20 protein-coding genes are annotated in these 19,590 nt (G+C 62.8%); 1 reads left to right on the plus strand and 19 read right to left on the minus strand.

The window, feature by feature from the left end; genetic code table 11:
* The 19 genes from glmS to erpA form a co-directional block, all read right to left on the minus strand.
* The coding region (glmS, locus tag BM194_RS07995) for a glutamine--fructose-6-phosphate transaminase (isomerizing) (protein WP_092845522.1) at window positions 1-1,134 on the minus strand (1,134 nt) is incomplete at its 3' end.
* Window positions 1,135-1,139: 5 nt separating this feature from the next.
* Window positions 1,140-2,519 (minus strand): bifunctional UDP-N-acetylglucosamine diphosphorylase/glucosamine-1-phosphate N-acetyltransferase GlmU, encoded by a 1,380-nt coding sequence (gene glmU / locus BM194_RS08000; RefSeq protein WP_092845524.1) that lies wholly within the window; start codon window positions 2,517-2,519, stop codon window positions 1,140-1,142.
* A 151-nt stretch (window positions 2,520-2,670) separates the two neighbouring features.
* A complete protein-coding gene (locus tag BM194_RS08005) occupies window positions 2,671-3,099 on the minus strand; it encodes a F0F1 ATP synthase subunit epsilon (RefSeq protein ID WP_092845526.1) in 429 nt (142 codons plus the stop codon).
* 26 nt (window positions 3,100-3,125) lie between these two features.
* Window positions 3,126-4,502: a F0F1 ATP synthase subunit beta gene (gene atpD, locus BM194_RS08010; RefSeq protein WP_092845528.1), complete on the minus strand. Its 1,377-nt coding sequence runs from the start codon at window positions 4,500-4,502 to the stop codon at window positions 3,126-3,128.
* Window positions 4,503-4,551: 49 nt separating this feature from the next.
* On the minus strand, window positions 4,552-5,427 hold the full coding sequence (gene atpG / locus BM194_RS08015; protein WP_092845530.1) for a F0F1 ATP synthase subunit gamma: 876 nt from the start codon (window positions 5,425-5,427) through the stop codon (window positions 4,552-4,554).
* A gap of 64 nt (window positions 5,428-5,491) precedes the next feature.
* Window positions 5,492-7,036, minus strand: coding sequence for a F0F1 ATP synthase subunit alpha (atpA, locus tag BM194_RS08020; protein ID WP_092845532.1), 1,545 nt, complete (start codon window positions 7,034-7,036; stop codon window positions 5,492-5,494).
* 16 nt (window positions 7,037-7,052) lie between these two features.
* Window positions 7,053-7,592 carry a F0F1 ATP synthase subunit delta gene (locus tag BM194_RS08025; protein WP_092845534.1) on the minus strand — a complete coding sequence of 180 codons (540 nt, stop codon included), beginning with the start codon at window positions 7,590-7,592 and terminating at the stop codon, window positions 7,053-7,055.
* Between the two features lie 11 nt (window positions 7,593-7,603).
* Window positions 7,604-8,074, minus strand: a complete 471-nt coding sequence (locus BM194_RS08030) for a F0F1 ATP synthase subunit B (RefSeq protein ID WP_092845536.1) — start codon at window positions 8,072-8,074, stop codon at window positions 7,604-7,606.
* A gap of 66 nt (window positions 8,075-8,140) precedes the next feature.
* Window positions 8,141-8,389, minus strand: coding sequence for a F0F1 ATP synthase subunit C (gene atpE / locus BM194_RS08035; RefSeq protein ID WP_011508579.1), 249 nt, complete (start codon window positions 8,387-8,389; stop codon window positions 8,141-8,143).
* Between the two features lie 58 nt (window positions 8,390-8,447).
* Entirely contained in the window at window positions 8,448-9,314 is an 867-nt protein-coding gene (gene atpB, locus BM194_RS08040; protein WP_092845538.1) for a F0F1 ATP synthase subunit A, read from the minus strand.
* 15 nt (window positions 9,315-9,329) lie between these two features.
* The gene (locus BM194_RS08045; protein WP_092845540.1) at window positions 9,330-9,728 is read right to left on the minus strand and encodes a F0F1 ATP synthase subunit I; all 399 of its coding nucleotides are present in this window, start codon (window positions 9,726-9,728) and stop codon (window positions 9,330-9,332) included.
* A gap of 211 nt (window positions 9,729-9,939) precedes the next feature.
* Entirely contained in the window at window positions 9,940-10,854 is a 915-nt protein-coding gene (locus tag BM194_RS08050; RefSeq protein WP_092845542.1) for a ParB/RepB/Spo0J family partition protein, read from the minus strand.
* A gap of 27 nt (window positions 10,855-10,881) precedes the next feature.
* The gene (locus tag BM194_RS08055; RefSeq protein WP_092845544.1) at window positions 10,882-11,649 is read right to left on the minus strand and encodes a ParA family protein; all 768 of its coding nucleotides are present in this window, start codon (window positions 11,647-11,649) and stop codon (window positions 10,882-10,884) included.
* On the minus strand, window positions 11,646-12,314 hold the full coding sequence (rsmG, locus tag BM194_RS08060; protein ID WP_092845546.1) for a 16S rRNA (guanine(527)-N(7))-methyltransferase RsmG: 669 nt from the start codon (window positions 12,312-12,314) through the stop codon (window positions 11,646-11,648). Before rsmG ends, BM194_RS08055 begins: the two co-directional genes overlap by 4 nt.
* Window positions 12,311-14,206, minus strand: a complete 1,896-nt coding sequence (mnmG, locus tag BM194_RS08065) for a tRNA uridine-5-carboxymethylaminomethyl(34) synthesis enzyme MnmG (RefSeq protein WP_092845548.1) — start codon at window positions 14,204-14,206, stop codon at window positions 12,311-12,313. The genes rsmG and mnmG overlap by 4 nt, the downstream gene beginning before the upstream one ends.
* Before the next feature lie 586 nt (window positions 14,207-14,792).
* Window positions 14,793-15,581 (minus strand): amino acid ABC transporter ATP-binding protein, encoded by a 789-nt coding sequence (locus tag BM194_RS08070; protein ID WP_092845550.1) that lies wholly within the window; start codon window positions 15,579-15,581, stop codon window positions 14,793-14,795.
* A 10-nt stretch (window positions 15,582-15,591) separates the two neighbouring features.
* On the minus strand, window positions 15,592-16,263 hold the full coding sequence (locus tag BM194_RS08075) for an amino acid ABC transporter permease (RefSeq protein ID WP_092845552.1): 672 nt from the start codon (window positions 16,261-16,263) through the stop codon (window positions 15,592-15,594).
* A gap of 109 nt (window positions 16,264-16,372) precedes the next feature.
* Window positions 16,373-17,155, minus strand: coding sequence for a transporter substrate-binding domain-containing protein (locus BM194_RS08080; RefSeq protein ID WP_092845554.1), 783 nt, complete (start codon window positions 17,153-17,155; stop codon window positions 16,373-16,375).
* A 118-nt stretch (window positions 17,156-17,273) separates the two neighbouring features.
* On the minus strand, window positions 17,274-17,627 hold the full coding sequence (gene erpA, locus BM194_RS08085) for an iron-sulfur cluster insertion protein ErpA (protein WP_092845556.1): 354 nt from the start codon (window positions 17,625-17,627) through the stop codon (window positions 17,274-17,276).
* A gap of 213 nt (window positions 17,628-17,840) precedes the next feature.
* On the opposite strand from erpA, the gene BM194_RS08090 reads away from it, so the two are divergent.
* A complete protein-coding gene (locus tag BM194_RS08090; protein ID WP_092845558.1) occupies window positions 17,841-19,589 on the plus strand; it encodes a chloride channel protein in 1,749 nt (582 codons plus the stop codon).
* The last annotated feature ends 1 nt before the right edge of the window (window position 19,590 follow it).

Raw genomic sequence — 19,590 nt, forward strand, 5'->3', positions numbered from 1 at the left:
GTTGCAGATCGCCAGGCTGCCCACGTAGCCCCGCTCCCGGGCAAAGCGCAGCGCCGCCAGGGTGTCGGCGGTCTCGCCGGACTGCGACAGGGTCACGAACAGAGTGCCCTCGGGCACCACCACCTGGCGGTAACGGTACTCGGAGGCCACCTCGACCTGGGTGGGCAGCCCGGCATACTTCTCCAGCCAGTAGCGCGCCACCAGGCCGGCATGGTAGCTGGTGCCACAGGCGACGATATGGATCTGGCGCGCCTGGGCGAACAGCGCCTCGGCCTCGCGGCCGAAGCTGCGCACCAGCGCGTGGCGCTCGGTCAGGCGGCCCTCCAGCGTGGCGGCGATGACCTGCGGCTGCTCGTGGATTTCCTTGAGCATGAAGTGGCGGTAGCCGTCCTTGGTGGCCGCGCCGTCGCCGTGCTCGAAGGTCTGCACCGGACGAGACTGGACATTGCCCGCCGTGTCGTGGACAGCGATGTCACCGCCCCGGGCGAGACGCACCACATCGCCTTCCTGCAGGTAGATGAAGCGGTCGGTGACCTGCAGCAGGGCCAGCGGGTCCGAGGCCAGGAAAGCCTCCTCGATGCCCACCCCGACGACCAGCGGGCTGCCCTTGCGGGCTCCGACGACCACGTCGGGCTGGTTCTTGTGCACGACCGCCAGCGCGTAGGCGCCATCGAGCATGGCCACGGCGCTCTGCACCGCCGTCAGCAGGTCCTGGCTGCGATTGAACTCGCGTGCCAGCAGGTGGGCGACGACCTCGGTGTCGGTCTCGGAGGTAAAGGCGTAACCTTGGCCTTCCAGCTCCACCTTGAGGGGCTCGTAATTCTCGATGATGCCGTTGTGCACCACCGCCAGGCTCTCGCCGGACTGGTGCGGATGGGCATTCTGCTCGTTGGGCCGGCCATGGGTCGCCCAGCGTGTGTGAGCAATGCCCACGGTACCAATCAGCGGCGCCTCGTGCAGGCGTTCCTCGAGTGCGGCGACCTTGCCTACCGCACGCTGCCGATTGAGACGCGCATCCCGCGACAACACGGCCATGCCGGCCGAGTCATAGCCGCGGTACTCGAGGCGCCTGAGGCCCTCGAGCAGAATGTCCTGGACATTACGCTCGGCCACTGCCCCCACGATTCCACACATCGTCTCTACTCCTTGGATTCCGATTTGGGCTGTTTCCGCGGGCGCGGCCAGTCCGCCTTGGTGATCTGCCGGCCCCGGGCCACGGCCAGCGCCCCGTCATCGACGTTGCGGCTGATCGTGGAACCGGCGCCGATGGTGGCGCCATCGCCGACCCGGACCGGAGCGACCAGCGCCGTATTGGAGCCGATGAACGCCCCGTCGCCGATCTCGGTATGATGCTTGTGGGCACCGTCGTAGTTGCAGGTGATGGTCCCGGCGCCGACGTTGACGTCACGACCCAGCCGGGCATCGCCGACGTAACTGAGGTGATTGATCTTGCTGCCCTCGCCGATCCGGGCATTCTTGGTCTCGACGAAGTTGCCGACCCTGGCGTGGCGCGAAAGCTGCGTGCCGGGGCGCAGGCGCGCGAAGGGGCCGACCCGGCAGTCGCCGTCGAGCGTGGCGCCGTCGAGCAGGCTGTGCGCCTCGATGACGCAGCCCGACCCGACGCGGCTGTCACGAATCACGCTGTAGGGGCCGACACGCACCCCGTCGCCCAGCTCGACCTCGCCCTCGAAGACGCAACCGACATCGATCTCGACATCCCGGCCGCAGCGCAGGCGGCCGCGCACGTCGAGGCGCGCCGGATCGGCCAGCGTCACGCCGTCGGTCATCAGCCGCTCGGCCTCGGCCCACTGATGGGCCCGCTCCAGGCGCGCCAGTTGCACGCGGTTGTTGACGCCCTCGACCTCGGTGGGCGAGGCGGGCTGGGCGGTGGCGATCGCCGTGCCTTCCGCGGCGGCCATGGCGATGACGTCGGTCAGGTAGTATTCGCCCTGGGCGTTGTCGGCCGACAGCCGGGGCAGCCAGCGGCGCAGCTGGTCGGCGGTCATGGCCATGATTCCGGTGTTGCACTCGGTGATGGCGCGCTCGGCGTCGGAGGCATCCTTGTGCTCGATGATGGCCACCGCCTCGCCCCGGGCGTTGCGCTTGATGCGTCCGTAGCCCGTCGGCTCGGCCAGGGTCACGGTGAGCAGCGCCATGCGCCGTTCATCGACCTCGTCGAGCAGCGCGGCGAGGGTGTCGCGCCGGATCAGCGGCACGTCGCCGTACAGCACCAGCACCTTGCCGTCGCCGAGGCCGTCCAGCGCCTGGGCCACGGCATGGCCGGTGCCGTTCTGCTCGGCCTGCACCACGAAGTGCAACGGGCAATCGGCGAGGCGTTCGCGCACCCGGTCGGCGCCGTGGCCGATCACCACATGCAGCCGGTCGGCGTCCAGCGCCTGCGCCGTGTCGATCACGTGGCGCACCATCGGCTTGCCGGCCACGGGGTGCAGGACCTTCGGCGTGGCCGAGCGCATGCGGGTACCCTGCCCCGCGGCGAGAATCACTACGTCGAGCGTCATGCCCTTCCCTTTTCCAGTTCGACGATCACGGGCCATTCTAAAGCCCGCCGCTGCGCCATACCAATGTCGCAGCGTGGCTACAAAATAAATGCCCCGTGGATCGGAAATCCACGGGGCATCCGTTCTTGCCGCGGGAAGCCGGAACTAGCGCTTAGCGCCGTCCGCCTTTCTGCCGTAGCTGGTCCAGCGTGCGTAGCTGGGCCACCGCCTCGGCGAGCTCCGCCGTCGCCCGGGAGTAATCCAGGTCCGACTTCTGCTCATTGAGTTGCTGCAGGGCCTCCTTGCGTGCCTCCTCGGCGGCGACCTCGTCGAGATCGTGCGCACGGATGGCCGTGTCGGCCAGCACCGAGACCACATGAGGCTGGACCTCGAGAAATCCTCCAGTCACGTAGAAGATTTCCTCTTCGGCACCCTCACGCATGACTCGCAGCGGACCCGGTTGCAGCTCGGTCAACAGCGGCGCGTGTCCGGGCAGGATCCCCAGATCGCCGACCACACCGGCGGCGACGAGCTGGTTGACCTCACCGGAAAAGATCGACTGCTCGGCGCTGACGATCTCGCATTGGAAGCTGTTCGCCATACCTTAGTCCTCTAACGTGAGCGGCCTCACTTCATGTTGTTGGCTTTCTCGACGGCTTCGTCGATGGTGCCAACCATGTAGAAGGCCTGTTCCGGCAACTCGTCGTATTCGCCGTTCAGGATGCCCTGGAAGCCACGAATGGTGTCCTTGAGCGACACGTACTTGCCGGGCGACCCGGTGAAGACCTCGGCGACGAAGAACGGCTGCGACAGGAAGCGCTGGATCTTACGCGCCCGGTTGACGGCCTGCTTGTCCTCGTCGGAGAGCTCGTCCATCCCCAGAATGGCGATGATATCCTTGAGATCCTTGTAGCGCTGGAGCACGTTCTGGACACCGCGAGCGGTGTTGTAGTGTTCCTCGCCAACGACCAGCGGGTCGAGCTGGCGTGAGGTGGAATCCAGCGGATCGATGGCCGGATAGATACCCAGCTCGGCGATCGAGCGTGCCAGTACCACGGTGGCGTCCAGGTGGGCGAAGGTGGTCGCCGGCGACGGGTCGGTCAGGTCGTCCGCGGGCACGTAGACGGCCTGGACGGAAGTGATCGAGCCGGTCTTGGTCGACGTGATGCGCTCCTGCAGGACACCCATCTCCTCGGCCAGTGTCGGCTGGTAGCCTACCGCCGACGGCATACGACCCAGCAGTGCCGAGACCTCGGTCCCCGCCAGGGTATAACGGTAGATGTTGTCGACGAACAGCAGAACGTCACGACCTTCGTCACGGAACTTCTCGGCAATGGTCAGGCCGGTCAGTGCCACACGCAGGCGGTTGCCGGGCGGCTCGTTCATCTGGCCATAGACCAGCGACACCTTGTCGAGAACGTTGGACTCCTGCATCTCGTAGTAGAAGTCGTTACCCTCACGGGTACGCTCGCCGACACCAGCGAAGACGGAGTAGCCGCTGTGCTCGGTGGCGATGTTACGGATCAGCTCCATCATGTTGACGGTCTTGCCGACCCCGGCACCACCGAACAGGCCGACCTTGCCGCCCTTGGCGAACGGGCAGACCAGATCGATGACCTTGATGCCGGTTTCCAGCAGCTCGTTGGAGGCTGCCTGCTCCGCATAGGTAGGTGCCTTGCGGTGGATCGGCATGCGTTCCTGTTCGCCAATCTCGCCGGCCTCGTCGATCGGCTCACCGAGGACGTTCATGATGCGACCCAGGGTTTCCTTGCCGACCGGCACGGAAATCGGAGCACCGCTGTTTTCGACCTCGAAGCCACGCTTGAGGCCTTCGGTGGAGCCCATGGCGATGGCTCGCACCACGCCGTCGCCCAGCTGCTGCTGGACTTCGAGAATGGTCCCGGAATCCGTGACCTTCAGCGCTTCGTAGACCTTGGGCACGTCGTCCCGCGGAAACTCTACGTCAATCACCGCGCCGATGATTTGTACGATACGTCCGCTCATCTTGGTTCCTCTTAACCTGCAAATGAAACCTGCTTAGCCTCACCGGCGCTTATACCGCGGCGGCACCACTGACGATCTCGGAGATTTCCTGGGTGATACTGGCCTGACGGGCCTTGTTGTACACCAGTTGCAATTCGTCGATCAGGTTGCCGGCGTTATCGGTCGCGTTCTTCATCGCGATCATGCGCGCCGCCTGCTCGCAGGCTGCATTCTCCACCACCGCCTGGTAGACCTGCGACTCGACATAGCGCTTGAGAAGCTTGTCGAGCAGGGCCTTGGCGTCCGGCTCATACAGGTAGTCCCAGCTTGTGGGACGGGCTTGTTCATCATGGTCGTCGGCCTGCTGGGGGACCAGCGGCACCAGCTGGCGAATGGTCGGCCGCTGGGTCATGGTGTTGACGAATTCGTTGTACACCACGAAGAGCCGATCCAGTTCCCCGGCATCGAAGGCATCCAGCATCACCTTGACGCTACCGATCAGGTCCTTGGCTTCCGGGGCTTCGCCCAGACCGCTCTTGGCGGCCATCAGGTTGCCGCCGTACTTGCGGAAGAAGCCGCCAGCCTTGCTGCCGATAGCAACGAAGTTGACCTCGACGCCCTTGTCCCGCCACTGCTTGACGTCCTTGACCACGGCCTTGAACAGGTTGACGTTCAGGCCGCCGGCCAGGCCGCGGTCGCTCGAGACGACGATATAACCGACGCGCTTGACCTCGCGATCGATCATGTAGTCGTGACGGTATTCCGGGTTCGCCTTGGCGATATGGCCCACAACATTGCGGATCTGCTTGGCATAGGGCTGGCTGGCCGCCATACGGTCCTGTGCCTTACGCATTTTCGATGCAGCGACCATTTCCATGGCGCTGGTGATCTTCTGCGTATTCTTGATGCTCCCGATCTGGGTGCGAATCTCTTTTGCAGCTGCCATAGCGATCTACCTTATTCGTGGCCCTCAGGGAAATCGTTGGCCCGGCATCGCCGGGCCAGCGGGATTACCAGGTCTGAGTGGCCTTGAATTGCTCGACGCCCGACTTGAGACCGTTCTTGATCTCATCGTTGTAGTCACCGGACTGGTTGATCTTGTCGAGCAACTCGCCATGTTCGGCTTTCATGTAGTCGTGCAGTGCGGCCTCGAAATCCAGTACCTTGCTGACGTCGACGTCATCCAGGAAGCCTTCGTTGGCGGCAAACAGCGACAGCGCCATTTCGGCCACGGACATCGGCGAGTACTGCTTCTGCTTCATCAATTCGGTGACACGCTGACCGTGCTCGAGCTGCTTGCGGGTCGCTTCGTCCAGATCGGAGGCGAACTGCGAGAACGCCGCCAGCTCGCGATACTGGGCCAGGGCCAGACGCACGCCGCCACCGAGCTTCTTGATGATCTTGGTCTGCGCCGAGCCACCTACACGGGAGACCGACAGACCGGCGTTGATGGCCGGACGGATACCCGAGTTGAACAGGCCGGTCTCGAGGAAGATCTGGCCGTCGGTGATCGAGATTACGTTGGTGGGAACGAACGCGGACACGTCGCCGCCCTGGGTCTCGATCATCGGCAGCGCGGTCAACGAGCCGGTCTTGCCGGTAACTTCGCCGTTGGTGAACTTCTCGACGTAGTCGGCATTGACGCGCGAGGCACGCTCGAGCAGGCGCGAGTGCAGATAGAAGACGTCACCCGGGTAGGCTTCACGGCCCGGCGGACGACGCAGCAGCAGGGAGATCTGGCGGTAGGCCCAGGCCTGCTTGGTCAGGTCGTCATAGACGATCAGGGAATCTTCGCCACGATCGCGGAAGTATTCACCCATGGTACAACCGGCGTAAGGCGCCAGGAACTGCATGGCGGCCGGATCGGCAGCGCCGGCAGCGACGACGATGGTATGTTCCATCGCGCCATGTTCCTCGAGCTTGCGCACCACACTGGCAATGGTCGACTGCTTTTGACCGACCGCCACGTAGATACAGGTGACGCCCTTGCCCTTCTGGTTGATGATGGTGTCGATGGCAATCGCCGACTTACCGATCTGACGGTCGCCGATGATCAGCTCGCGCTGACCACGGCCGATCGGCACCATAGCATCGATGGACTTGAGACCGGTCTGGATCGGCTGGTCGACGGACTGACGGGTGATGACGCCCGGTGCGACCTTCTCGACGGCATCAGTCAGCTTGGCGTTGATCTCGCCCTTGCCGTCAATGGGGTTGCCCAGCGCATCGACCACGCGGCCGACCAGCTCGGGACCCACCGGCACCTCGAGGATACGCCCGGTGCACTGGGCGGTCATGCCTTCCTCGAGCGCCTGATAGTCGCCGAGCACCACGGCACCGACGCTGTCACGCTCGAGGTTGAGCACCATCCCGAAGATGTTGCCCGGGAACTCGATCATTTCACCGAACATCGCATCCGCCAGGCCGTGAATCTGCACGATGCCGTCGGATACGCTGACGATGGTGCCCTGGTTACGGGCTTCGGTCGCGACATCCAGCTTTTCGATACGCTGCTTGATGATGTCGCTGATCTCGGAAGGATTCAGTTGCTGCATGCCATGTCCCTCAGACTCAGACGGAAAGCGCGTCGCGCAGACGGGCCAGTCGACCGCGTACCGAACCGTCGATCACGGTGTCGCCGGCACGCAGGATGACGCCGCCCAGCAGGGCGCTGTCCACCTGAGTGGTAATGGAGATTTCGCGGTTCAGGCGCTTGGCCAGGGCACTCGCGAGCTTGTCTTCCTGCTTGGCGTCCAGCGGAAACGCGGAGACGATAGTCACGTCCATGCGCTTCTCCTGCTGTGCCTTGAGCAGGTCGAACTGCTCGGCAATCGCCGGCAGCGCCGCCAGGCGGTTCTGTTGGCCGAGGGTCCGGAGGAGGTTCTGCCCCTCCTTGCCCATCGCATCGCCGCAGACCTCGATGATCACATCGGCCTTCTCGACGCCGGACAACCGGGGGTTGTCCATCACGCGGGCTCGCATATCGGCATCGGCGGCGACGTTCGCCGCCAGTGCCAGCATGTCGGACCAGGCCTCTAGCGCCCCCTGGGCGTGCGCGAACTCGAACGCCGCCTTGGCGTAAGGTCGGGCAACGGTAGACGTTTCAGCCATGGGTCACCTCCTCAGAGCTCGGTAGCGAGCTTGTCGACGAGCTCGCGGTGTTTGGCCTCGTCGATGGAGGATTCCAGGATCCGCTCCGCACCCTCGATGGCGAGTCGTGCGACCTGCGCACGCAGCTCTTCCTTCGCGCGGTTGATCTCCTGATCGATCTCGGCTCGGGCGTTGGCAATCATGCGCTCGCCTTCCAGGCGGGCGTTATCGCGCGCCTCCTCGATCATCTGGTTCGACCGCTTGTGGGCCTGCTCAAGGATTTGCGCTGCCTGCTCCTTGCTTTCACGCAGTGTCTCGTTGGCCTGCTCCTGGGCCAGTTCGAGATCGCGGTTAGCACGGCTGGCAGCGTCCAGACCATCGGCAATCTTCTTCTGGCGCTCCTGCAGGGATTGCATGACCGGTGGCCATACATACCTCATGCAGAACCAGACGAAGACCGCGAAGGCAATGGCCTGGCCGATCAGGGTAAGGTTCAGATTCACGCCAGCACCTCTCGCTTCACAGGTTTGGGGTCAAAATCACGGTAGGTCGAGTCGACCGACCGCGAGTTAACCGACAAACGGGTTGGCGAAGGTGAAGAACAGCGCGATACCCACACCGATCATGGTCACGGCGTCGAGCAGACCAGCGACGATGAACATCTTGACCTGCAACTGCGGGATCATCTCGGGCTGACGTGCAGCGCCTTCCAGGAACTTGCCGCCGAGGATACCGAAGCCGATGGCGGTGCCCAGTGCACCCAGACCGATCAGCAGGGATACGGCGATGGCGGTCATGCCCAGAACTTGTGCTTCCATGGTTTACTCCAGTTTCTGTTTAAGTGGTTTAGCGGGTTAGGGTTAACGGGGATTGCTCTCAATGCTGCTCTTCGGTCGCCATGCTCAGGTAGACGATCGTCAGCATCATGAAGATGAACGCCTGCAGCACGATGATCAGGATGTGGAACACTGCCCACGGGAAGTGCAGGGGCAGCTGCCACAGGCCGAGCAGGGCGATCAGGATGAAGATCAGTTCGCCGGCGTACAGGTTGCCGAAGAGACGAAGTGCCAGCGAGATGGGGCGTGCCAGCAGCGTCACGGTCTCGAGCAGGAAGTTGACCGGGATCAGCAGCGCCTGGGCGAACTTGTTGGGCGTACTGAACGGATGCAGCGTCAGTTCGGCGATGAAGCCCGAGAAGCCCTTGGAGCGAATCGCATAGAAGATGATCAGGGCGAAGACCGACAACGACATGCCGAGTGTGGCGTTGACGTCGGTGGTCGGCACGACCTTGAAGTAGACATGCGCCGGGTCGGCGCCGAACATGGCAGCGATCTTCTGCGCCAGCATGGGCAGCACGTCGACCGGGACCAGGTCCATGAGGTTCATCAGGAAGATCCAGCAGAAGATCGTCAGCGACAGCGGTGCAATCAGCTTGCTCCTGCCGTGGAAGGTTTCCTTGACCGAGTTATCGACGAACTCGACCATCATCTCGACGAAGTTCTGCAAACCGGTGGGCACACCGGTAGTCGCCGCCTTGGCTGCCTTGCGGAAGACCCACAGGAACAGCACACCCAGGCCGATGGACCAACCCATGGTATCCAGGTGAATGGCCCAGAAGCCCATTTCGGCCGCTTCGTCCGCCGAGTGGGCGATCGACCAGCCGTGCTCCGGATGCAGACCGAAGGTCAGGTTCTGCAGGTGGTGCTGGATGTACTCCGTCGTCGTCGGATTGTTGCCTGCCATTGCACTGCCTCGATATCAGGTGTGCGACGGTCTACGCAGCAGCCAGGGTCCCAGCCACTGGGTAAACAGTGTCGCCACATAAGCGCCAAAGAAGAAAGCGGGGTTTGAAGGAGGCACTGTAATGAACACCAGCGTGAACAATGCCGCCGTCAAACCGAACTTGCCGGCCTCGGCACGGTAAAAGCTCTTGACGATGTCCCTGGCAAAACGCGCTCCCTGATAGCGAAAGGCACGCCAGGCAAAATAGGCATTGGGAAGCAGGCAGACCAGACCGCCTGTCAGCGCCGAGATCGCTGCCGACCCTCCCGAGAGGGCCGCCCCCAGGATCACCATGAGCGTGACAGTGATGCCTTGGGCAACCAGTAGACGCTTGAATTGTGGACGCTTGAGCTGGGCCGGTACCGGGTTGTGCATGATGTTCTATCTCTTGCGGTGCCGACCGCCGATTGTTGTTTCGTCCAAAAAGCTCCCAGAGCCAAGCCTCGGCGGATTATAGGGAAGCCCTTTGTCGCCTTCAACCGAACTGCGCCGAAATTGCGCGAACTCTTGCGACCTTACAACCAATGGGTAACGATCTACGCAGAAAAATGCTTAACCTGCTAATAAAAAAGAGACCCTGATTCGCTCAGCGAATATGCGCCAAGATCCCGTCGAGCTCGTCCAGGCTGCCATAGCGAATGGTGACCCGGCCATTGCCGTTGCGTCCGTGCTGGATACGCACCGGTGCGCCCAGCAGCTCGCCTAGTTGGGTTTCCAGCCGGGCTACGTCGGCTGAAGGCTTGGCTGCCGGTTTCTCGTCGGGCTTGCCTTGCTGAAGCTGCTTCACCAGGGCCTCGGTCTGGCGCACGGTGAGATCCTTGGCCACGACTTCATGCGCGGCCTTGCGCTGTTTTGCCGCAGGCAGGACGAGCAGGGCACGGGCGTGCCCCATGTCGAGATCGCCACGCTCGAGCAGGGTCTGCACCTCGGGATCGAGCGCCAGCAGGCGCAGCAGGTTGGCAACCTGGGCGCGCGATTTGCCCACCGCATCGGCGACCTGCTGCTGGGTCAACTCGAACTCGTCGAGCAGGCGCTTCAGGGCCAGGGCTTCCTCGACCGGGTTGAGGTTCTCGCGCTGGATGTTCTCGATCAGCGCCAATGCCAGTGCAGTCTGGTCGCTGACGTCGCGGACCACGGCCGGAATGTCGTCGAGTTCGGCGAGCTGAGCGGCACGCCAGCGGCGTTCGCCGGCAATGATCTCGTAGCGGTCCTCGCCGATCGGGCGCACCACGATGGGCTGCATGACGCCCTGGGCGCGAATCGAGTCGGTCAGCTCCTCGAGCGCCTCGGGCTGAATCTCGCGGCGCGGCTGATACTTGCCTCGGGACAGTTGTCCCAGCGGCAGCCGTACCAGACGCTCCCGGGGCTCCTCTGCGACGCTTTCGCCGACATCGAGCGGAACACTGTCGAGCTGGCCATCGGTATCCAGCAGTTCTCGGCGACGGGCACCGGCGCCGATCAGGGCGTCCAGACCACGTCCCAGGGCACGTTTACGAGTCATGAGCGTTCCTACGAGGCGTTTCCCGAATCATAACGACAAGCGACGGATCAATTCCTTGGCCAGCACCCGGTGAGCCTGGCTGCCCCGCGAGAAGCGGGCGTACTTGGTGACCGGCAGGCCATGGCTGGGCGCCTCGGCCACACGCACGTTGCGCGGAATGGTGGTCTTGAGCAGGGTATCACCGAAATAGTCGAGCAGTTGCTTGCTGACGTCGCGCGTCAGGCTGTTGCGGTTGTCGTACATGGTTCTGACAATGCCGAAGACCTGCAGGGTCGGGTTCACGCTGGCCTGGATCTGCTCGACGGTGTCGAGCAGTGCCGACAGGCCTTCGAGGGCATAGAACTCGCACTGCAGCGGGATCAGCACGCCATGCGCCGCAGTCAGGCCATTGAGGGTCAGCATGTTGAGCGACGGCGGACAGTCGATCAACACCACGTCGTACTCATGCGCGACCTCGGCCAAGGCGTCGTTGAGGCAACGTTCGCGACCGTCACGGTCAAGCAGGTCGACTTCCGCCGCGGTGAGGTCGGCATTGCCCGGCAGCAACGCATAGCCGGCCTCGGGACAGTCGAGGATCACTTCGGCGGCGCGCTTGTCGCCGAGCAGGACATCGAGCGCGCTGCCGTCGAGTTCATGCTTGTCGGCCCCGCTGCCCATGGTGGCATGCCCCTGGGGATCCAGGTCGACCAGCAGCACGCGGCGATCGAGTGCGGCCAGCGACGCGGCCAGATTGACCGCCGTGGTGGTCTTGCCAACGCCGCCCTTCTGGTTGGTCAAGGCAATGATCTTGGTCACGAACGACTCCCTTCCCGACTCCCCGTCAATATGTTCTCGGCACGCCGCAGGCGCAGCAACTGGCGGCTGGCCTCGTCGCCGGGCACGTGCAGCTCGCGCCGTTCGATCAGCGCGATGCTGGCCGGCAGCGCCTGGCTTTCCTGCTCGGCGGCGCGGCCCTTCATGGCCAGCCATTCGCCATCGACTGCCAGTAGCGGCTCGGTCAGCTCGACGAAGTCGGACAGGCTGGCAAAGGCTCGTGAAATGATCTGCTCGAACGGCGTCTCCACACGATACGCCTCGACCCGTGCCTGCACCGGAGTGACGTTATCCAGGCCCAGTTCGAGCACCGCCTGGCGCTGGAAGCGGACCTTCTTGCCGTTGCTGTCGAGCAGCGTCACGGTCAGTTGCGGATCGAGGATTGCCAGGACCAGGCCAGGCAGACCGGGTCCCGAGCCCACGTCCAGCAGCCGCGGGCCGCGAACCAGCGGCATCACCGACGCACTGTCGAGGAGGTGACGGGTCACCATCTCCTCGGCCGAGCGTACCGCGGTGAGGTTATAGGCGCGGTTCCACTTGTGCAACAGCGCCAGTAGCGCCAGCAGGCGTTCGCGTACCTGAGTGTCGATGGCGATCCCCAGCCGGTCCAGCCCCTGGTCGAGACGCTGTTCGCACGCCGGCGTCATGCATTCACCGCCCGCTGGTCGTCGATCAGACGGCGCTTCTTGAGGTGGATAAGCAGGATCGACACGGCCGCCGGTGTTACCCCGGAGATACGTCCTGCCTGGGCCAGCGTCTCCGGACGCGCCGCAGTGAGCTTCTGACGGATCTCGTTGGACAGCCCCTCGACCCGGTCGTAGTCGATATCCGCCGGCAGTGGCGTTGCCTCGTGGCGCTTGAGCTTGTCGATCTCGTCCTGCTGGCGGTCGATGTAACCCTGGTACTTGGCCTGGATCTGGACCTGTTCGGCCACGGCCTCGTCGCTTACCGCATCGTCCTTGAACGAGGCGATATCGCTGTAGGTAAGTTCGGGGCGCTTGAGCAGTTCGAACAGGTTGTACTCCCGGTTAAGCGGCTTGGGCAGCTTGGCGTTCAGCCGATCGGCCTCGGCGGAACGGGGCTGGACCCATGACGACTGAAGACGGGCCGTCTCACGCTCGATGGCCTCGCGCTTGGTCTCGAAGGTGGCCCAGCGCGCATCGTCGACCAGGCCAAGCCGGCGTCCGGTCTCGGTCAGGCGAAGATCGGCATTGTCCTCGCGAAGCAACAGCCGATACTCGGCCCGCGAGGTGAACATGCGATACGGCTCCTGGGTTCCCATGGTGATCAGGTCATCGACCAGCACGCCCAGATAGGCCTCGTCACGCCGCGGCGACCAGCTTTCCTGGCCGAGGGCACGGCGTGCAGCATTGAGCCCGGCCAGCAGGCCCTGGGCACCTGCCTCCTCGTAGCCGGTGGTGCCATTGATCTGGCCGGCAAAAAACAGGTTGTGGATAAACTTGGTTTCCAGCGAATGCCGCAGGTCACGCGGATCGAAGAAGTCATACTCGATGGCATAACCCGGCCGCGTGATATGCGCGTTTTCCAGTCCCTTGATCGAGCGTACCACCTGAAGTTGCACATCGAACGGCAGCGAGGTCGAAATCCCGTTGGGGTAGAGCTCGTGAGTGTCCAGGCCTTCGGGTTCGATGAATACCTGATGGCTGGTCTTGTCGGCAAAGCGATGGACCTTGTCCTCGATCGACGGGCAATAGCGCGGCCCGATGCCTTCGATCACCCCCGAATACATCGGCGAGCGATCCAGATTGGCGAAGATGATCTCGTGGGTGCGCTCGTTGGTATGCGCTATATGACAACTGGCCTGGGGCGGATGCATCTCGCGCGAGCCGAGATACGACATCACCGGCGTCGGTGTGTCGCCAGGCTGCTCCTCGAGCACCGAGAAGTCGACGCTCTTGGCATCAATGCGTGGTGGGGTGCCGGTCTTTAGGCGTGAGACATGAAACGGCAACGCACGCAGCCGCTGGGCCAGGGCATTGGCCGGCGGATCACCGGCACGCCCACCGGCATGGTTGTCCATCCCGATGTGGATGACGCCACCCAGGAACGTGCCTGTGCATAACACCACTGTTTCGGCATGAAAGCGAATTCCGGTCTGGGTAACGGCCCCGCGCACGGTGTCATTCTCGACGATCAAGTCATCCACACCCTGTTGGAACAGGGTCAGGTTGGGCTGGTTTTCCAGCATGCCGCGGATGGCCGCCTTGTAGCGCACGCGATCGGCCTGGGCGCGCGTGGCCCGTACTGCCGGCCCCTTGCGGGCGTTGAGTACGCGGAACTGGATGCCGCCGAGATCGGTAGCCAGGGCCATGGCCCCACCGAGGGCATCGATCTCCTTGACCAGATGGCTCTTGCCGATCCCGCCGATGGCCGGGTTGCAGGACATCTGGCCCAGCGTCTCGATGTTGTGTGTCAGCAATAGGGTCTGACAGCCCATGCGGGCAGCGGCCAGTGCGGCTTCTGTTCCCGCATGGCCACCGCCGATGACGATAACGTCAAAGCGGTTGGGATAATCCAAGGTGCACCTCGACTTGCGCCTGTCGGCGCGCCGGTTTGGCAGGTGAGGGTAAATAGCCGCCCAGTATAACGTCCCTGTGGGTAACCGTCAGGGGTTTTCCACACGCGCTTTTCCACCTATCACCTTTCCATCTTCATTTAAAAAATAGAGTTAAAGAAAAGAAGTTCTGTTGTGGTTATGACTATTGGTGTGGACATTTTTTGTGGATAACCTAAAAAACAACTTTTCTTTCATTAAATTGCATTGTTAATCGATAGGGGGAAAAGCAGTAGGGGGGCTGCGGAAATCCCGCGGTCAGGCTGTGGATGATATTGGAGATTATCCACAGCACGATTCATGCCCTGCTTATCCACCTGCCCATACCTCAACTATCAGCAGGCTGGTCAACAATGTTGGAAAAACTCAGGCATGCCAGCCATGACGGGGGCTGCCGGGCATAATCGAAGCCTTGAGAATGAAAAATATCCACAGGCAAAAAAGACCTTGTGTGCAGAATATCAGGGGAAATGAAGCGCAACATCACCATGAGAAACGCCCACTCGATGAGCGGGCGCTGGAAGGAGGATGGGGGAGAGGCGCGGTGCGCTCAGTGCTTGAGCACACGCGACAGGAATGACTGGGTCCGCTCGTGACGGGGATGGTCGAACACTTCTTCGGGTGGCCCCTGCTCGACGATGCGTCCGCCGTGCACGAAGATCACCCGGTCGGCAACTTCGCGGGCGAACCCCATTTCATGGGTGACGATCATCATGGTCATGCCCTCGTTGGCGAGTTCACGCATGGCATCCAGCACCTCTCCGATCATCTCCGGGTCGAGTGCCGAGGTCGGCTCGTCGAACAGCATCAGGCGCGGCCCCATGGCCAGGGCGCGCGCCAGAGCCACGCGTTGCTGCTGCCCGCCGGAGAGCTGGCCGGGATACTTGTCGGCCTGATCCTCGATGCCGACCCGGGCCAGCAGCTTGCGCGCCGTTTCCAGCGCCTTGTCGCGCGGCCAGTTACGCACTTTCATGGGGGCGAGAGTAACGTTGTCGAGTACCGACAGGTGCGGGAACAGATTGAACTGCTGGAAGACCATGCCGACTTCGGTGCGGATGGTCTGCAGCGACTTGCCACTCTTGCCGTTGGGCAGCAGTTCGTTGCCATCGACCACGATGCGTCCGCCCTGGAATTCCTCGAGACCGTTGACGCAGCGGATCAGGGTCGACTTGCCGGAGCCACTGGCGCCGATGATCACCACCACTTCACCGGGAGCGACCTCGAGGTCGATGTCCTGCATGACGTGCAGCTTGCCGAAATGCTTGTTGACCTTGTCCATGCGGACGATAGGCTCGCGTTCGCCGGTCTGGCGTGATGCGGTGTTGGTTGTTTCGTTCATGCGCTTCTCCTCACTGTCCGGCCAGGCCGCGGCGCTCTATCTGACGCAGGGCGAAGGACAGGCTCAGCGTGATGACCAGGTACATCATGGCGACCATGAAATAGACCTCGAGGGCGGTAAACGTCGTGGCGATGTAGATCTGTCCCTGACGTACCAGCTCGCCGACCCCGATCACCGAGAACAGCGATGTGTCCTTGATGCTGACGATGCCCTGGTTGCCGAGGGCGGGAATCATGCGACGAAAGGCCTGTGGCCAGATGATGTAGCGAAACGCCTGGGTGCGTGACAGGCCCAGTGACAGGCCGGCCTCGCGCTGGCCCTTCTCGATGGATTGCACGCCGCCGCGCACGATTTCCGAGATATACGCACCCGAGTTGAGGGCAATGGCGGCGATGCCGGCGGTCAGGGCGTTGATCGGTCCGCCGAGGATCTGCGGCAAGCCATAGAAGATGAACAGGACCTGCACCAGGACCGGCGTACCCCGGAAGACTTCGATGTAGGCGATTGCCGGCCAGCGCAGGAAAGTGATCGGACTGATGCGCAGCAGGCCGAAGACGATGCCGATGACAAAACCGATGGCCAGGCCACCGAAAGAGATCAACAGGGTCCAGGGTATCCCTTCCAGCAGGTAGGGAATGGAGTCGATGGCCGCCTGCCAATCGAACTGGAAAGTGACGTCCACGTCGGTTCTCCGTACGGGCCCGACGAGCGGGGCCCTTTTTCTTGAGGGTGGAAACGCAACGGGGCCGGGCGCTTGGCCACCCGGCCCCGTTCATCACGGCAATGTGCGGTTACTGGGACGCGCCGTCCTTGCTGGGCGCCTCGCCGAACCACTTCTTGTAGATTTCGTCGTAGGTGCCGTCTTCCTTCATGGCCGCCAGCGCCTCGTTGGCGGGCTTGAGCCACTTGCTGCCGGACGTGAAGGCGATGCCGTATTGCTGACCCTCATAGAGCGGGCCGACCACCTTGGCGCGACCCTGGCCCTGAGTCTGGGCGAAGTAGCCGACGTTGGGCGCATCGTAGAAGACCGCATCGACACTGCCGCCCATCAGCGCCATGTACATGTCGGCACTGCCCGGATAGGGCTTGATGTCTGCTGAATCGCCGAGGTTTTCCTGAAGGAAGTCGTAGCTGGTGGAGCCGATCTTGGTGCCGATGCTCATGCCTTTCAGGTCGCTGATCTCGTCGACACTGTCGTTGTTGGCAGGCACCAGGATGCGCAGGCCGGAATCGTAGTAGGGGTCGCTGAAGTCGACGATCTTTTCACGTTCGTCGGTGATGGTGATGCCGGCAATGGCCAGATCGGCATTGCCGGTCTGTACGGCGGGGATAATGCCATTGAAATCCATGGTGCGCAGGTCGAGTTCGAAGCCGGCGCGATCGGCAATTTCGCGCAGGATGTCCATGTCGAAGCCGACCATTTCGCCGGTTTCCTTGTCCATCATCTCGAAGGGGACAAAGCTGGGATCGGTAACGGCGCTGACGGTTTCCTGAGCGGAAGCGGAAGAGGCGACACCGAGGCCAACGGCCATGGCAGCGGTCAATGACAGGCGTTTCAGAACAGTCTTTTTCATGGAGTTCCCCAGTTAGAAATTATATTCATGGAACACGCCTTTTACATTGGCGAGTTCGGGGAAAACCGTCAAGTCACCTAAAGAATGACGCCGGCCCGGTCACCGGTGACATTCTCACTCAGACCATGAACGAAGAGCCACAGCCGCAGGTCGAGGTGGCATTGGGATTCTTGATCACGAAGCGGGCACCGGCAAGGCCCTCCTCGAAATCGACGGTAGAGCCGACCAGATACTGGTAGGACAACGGGTCGACGACCATGCCGACGTCATCGATGTCGATCACGGTATCGTCGGCAGCAGCCTCTTCGGCAAAATCGAACCCATACTGGAATCCCGAACAGCCGCCGCCGGTCACGAACACGCGCAGCTTGAGTTCGGGATTGCCTTCTTCGACGGCCAAGGCGCGCAGACGGCGAACGGCCGCATCGGTGAGCAGCAAGGGAGTGGGGGCGAAGGATTCGGCACCGCTCATGGGATGGGGGCCTCCGAGAGTCGACGAGAACAGAACGCGATATTATCCGCAAAACCTAGCAAAAGGGTCAACTTTTACCAAGCGAATCGCCGGGAACACCGCAAGACGGATTGAGACGCTGATCTACAAATATGATACACAAGGAAAAGGTTAGCGCGCCGGGAACGATGACGCGGCGCTGCCACCTTTTGCAATGACCGTAAGGAACGTGTCTTGTCTCGTCTCACCTTGCCCGATCTCAGTCTCGAGCGTTTCCGGCGCCAACTGGCCAGCGTCGATGCCCTGCCGCAGCTTTGCGTACTTGGGGTGGCGTCGGGATTGTTGACCGGTGGGGTCATGGTGGTGTTCCGCTTCATGCTCGATCTGGGCGGCTGGGCATGGATGCCCAACGGCGATTCCGAATCCTTCGAGGCGTTGCCGCCGCTGGTGAGGTCGGCCTTGCCGCTGGTGGCCGTCGCGCTGATCGGGCTGTGGCTCGGGCGCCAGCCGCCCAAGGCCCGAAAGCTGGGCATCGCCCATGTCATCGAGCGGCTCAGCTACCATCAGGGGCGCTTTCCGGTGCGCAACTGGATCAACCAGTGGTGGGTGGGGGTGATCTCGGTCGTCGGCGGGCTGTCCGCCGGGCGTGAGGGGCCGGCCATCCATCTGGGGGCCGCCGCGTCCAGCGGACTGGGCGAGAAACTCCGCCTGCCGCACAACAGTTTGCGCGTGCTGGTTGGCTGCGGTACTGCCGCAGGCATCTCGGCCTCGTTCAACACGCCCATTGCCGGCGTCATCTTCGCCATGGAAGTGGTGCTGATGGAGTACACCATTGCCGGCTTCATGCCGGTGATCCTGGCCTCGAGCATGGGGGCGGTGGTCGCCCAACTCGTCTACGGCAGCGAACCGGCCTTCCAGGTGCCCAGCGTCAGCCTGGGGTCGTTGTTCAATCTGCCCTGGATCGTAATGACGGCACTACTGATCGGTCTGCTTGCCGGGGTATTCATCCGGATTGCCCAGAGCGATGCCTGGATGGCGCGCTGGCCGTTTGCCGTGCGCCTGGGGGCAGTGGGCCTGTCCGTGGCCGTGGTGGCATGGTGGTATCCCGAGGTCCAGGGTATCGGTTACGACAGCCTGGCGGCCTCGCTGACCGGCGAGCTGTCGTTGGACGTGCTCGTTGCCCTGATCGTAGCCAAGCTGTTGTTGACTGCTTTCACCTTTGCCTGTGGCGTGCCGGTGGGCATCGTCGGTCCGGTCCTGGTGATCGGCGCCGCTGCCGGTGCATTGTGCGGCATGGCAGGAGGCTGGTTATGGCCCCAGGTCGCTTCCGATGCCGGTCTCTATGCCATGCTTGGCATGGCTGCAATGATGGGGGCCGTGCTGCAGGCGCCACTGGCTGCGCTGATGGCGCTGCTCGAACTTACCCACAACCCCAACATCATTCTTCCGGGTATGCTGGCCGTGGTGGTGGCCGGCCTGACCTCGCGTCAGGTCTGCCATTGTCAGGGCTTCTTCGTGACGGCAACCCAGCATGGCCTGCACCTGTTGCAGCAGCCGTTGAGGCAGGCTTTGTCGCGTGTCGCGGTTCCGGCGGTGATGGAGCGCAGCCTGGCGCGTACCCAGCGCAGGATCAGTCGGGAACAGGCGCGTACACTGCTCGACGACAAGCCGACCTGGCTGGTGATCACCCGCTCCAGCGAAGAGAAGACGCCAATTGCGCTGAAGGCCGCCGACCTGGCACGTGCCCTGCTCGATGAGCAGTGGGCCGATGAGGAAGCCTTCGATCTGCTGGAGATTCCCGGTCAGCGTCTGGAGCTGGCGCCGATCCACTTGCAGGCTACCCTCAACGAGGCGTTCGAGCGTCTCAACGAATACGGTGTGGATGCCCTGTACGTACAGCACACGACGGCACCGATGATCCAGAAGATTTCCGGTATCATCACCCGCGATGCCATCGAGAGTTATTACCGATACAAGCGCTGAT

Origin of the sequence: Modicisalibacter xianhensis (assembly GCF_900113605.1) — a bacterium.
Classification (GTDB): Bacteria; Pseudomonadota; Gammaproteobacteria; order Pseudomonadales; family Halomonadaceae; genus Modicisalibacter; species Modicisalibacter xianhensis.

What these genes read in the sequence shown, in the direction of transcription:
- glmU (WP_092845524.1), bottom strand. Translation starts at nt 2,519, where the DNA reads ATGACGCTCGACGTAGTGATTCTCGCCGCGGGGCAGGGTACCCGCATG.
- BM194_RS08005 (WP_092845526.1), bottom strand. Translation starts at nt 3,099, where the DNA reads ATGGCGAACAGCTTCCAATGCGAGATCGTCAGCGCCGAGCAGTCGATC.
- atpD (WP_092845528.1), bottom strand. Translation starts at nt 4,502, where the DNA reads ATGAGCGGACGTATCGTACAAATCATCGGCGCGGTGATTGACGTAGAG.
- atpG (WP_092845530.1), bottom strand. Translation starts at nt 5,427, where the DNA reads ATGGCAGCTGCAAAAGAGATTCGCACCCAGATCGGGAGCATCAAGAAT.
- atpA (WP_092845532.1), bottom strand. Translation starts at nt 7,036, where the DNA reads ATGCAGCAACTGAATCCTTCCGAGATCAGCGACATCATCAAGCAGCGT.
- BM194_RS08025 (WP_092845534.1), bottom strand. Translation starts at nt 7,592, where the DNA reads ATGGCTGAAACGTCTACCGTTGCCCGACCTTACGCCAAGGCGGCGTTC.
- atpE (WP_011508579.1), bottom strand. Translation starts at nt 8,389, where the DNA reads ATGGAAGCACAAGTTCTGGGCATGACCGCCATCGCCGTATCCCTGCTG.
- atpB (WP_092845538.1), bottom strand. Translation starts at nt 9,314, where the DNA reads ATGGCAGGCAACAATCCGACGACGACGGAGTACATCCAGCACCACCTG.
- BM194_RS08045 (WP_092845540.1), bottom strand. Translation starts at nt 9,728, where the DNA reads ATGCACAACCCGGTACCGGCCCAGCTCAAGCGTCCACAATTCAAGCGT.
- BM194_RS08050 (WP_092845542.1), bottom strand. Translation starts at nt 10,854, where the DNA reads ATGACTCGTAAACGTGCCCTGGGACGTGGTCTGGACGCCCTGATCGGC.
- rsmG (WP_092845546.1), bottom strand. Translation starts at nt 12,314, where the DNA reads ATGACGCCGGCGTGCGAACAGCGTCTCGACCAGGGGCTGGACCGGCTG.
- BM194_RS08070 (WP_092845550.1), bottom strand. Translation starts at nt 15,581, where the DNA reads ATGAACGAAACAACCAACACCGCATCACGCCAGACCGGCGAACGCGAG.
- BM194_RS08080 (WP_092845554.1), bottom strand. Translation starts at nt 17,155, where the DNA reads ATGAAAAAGACTGTTCTGAAACGCCTGTCATTGACCGCTGCCATGGCC.
- erpA (WP_092845556.1), bottom strand. Translation starts at nt 17,627, where the DNA reads ATGAGCGGTGCCGAATCCTTCGCCCCCACTCCCTTGCTGCTCACCGAT.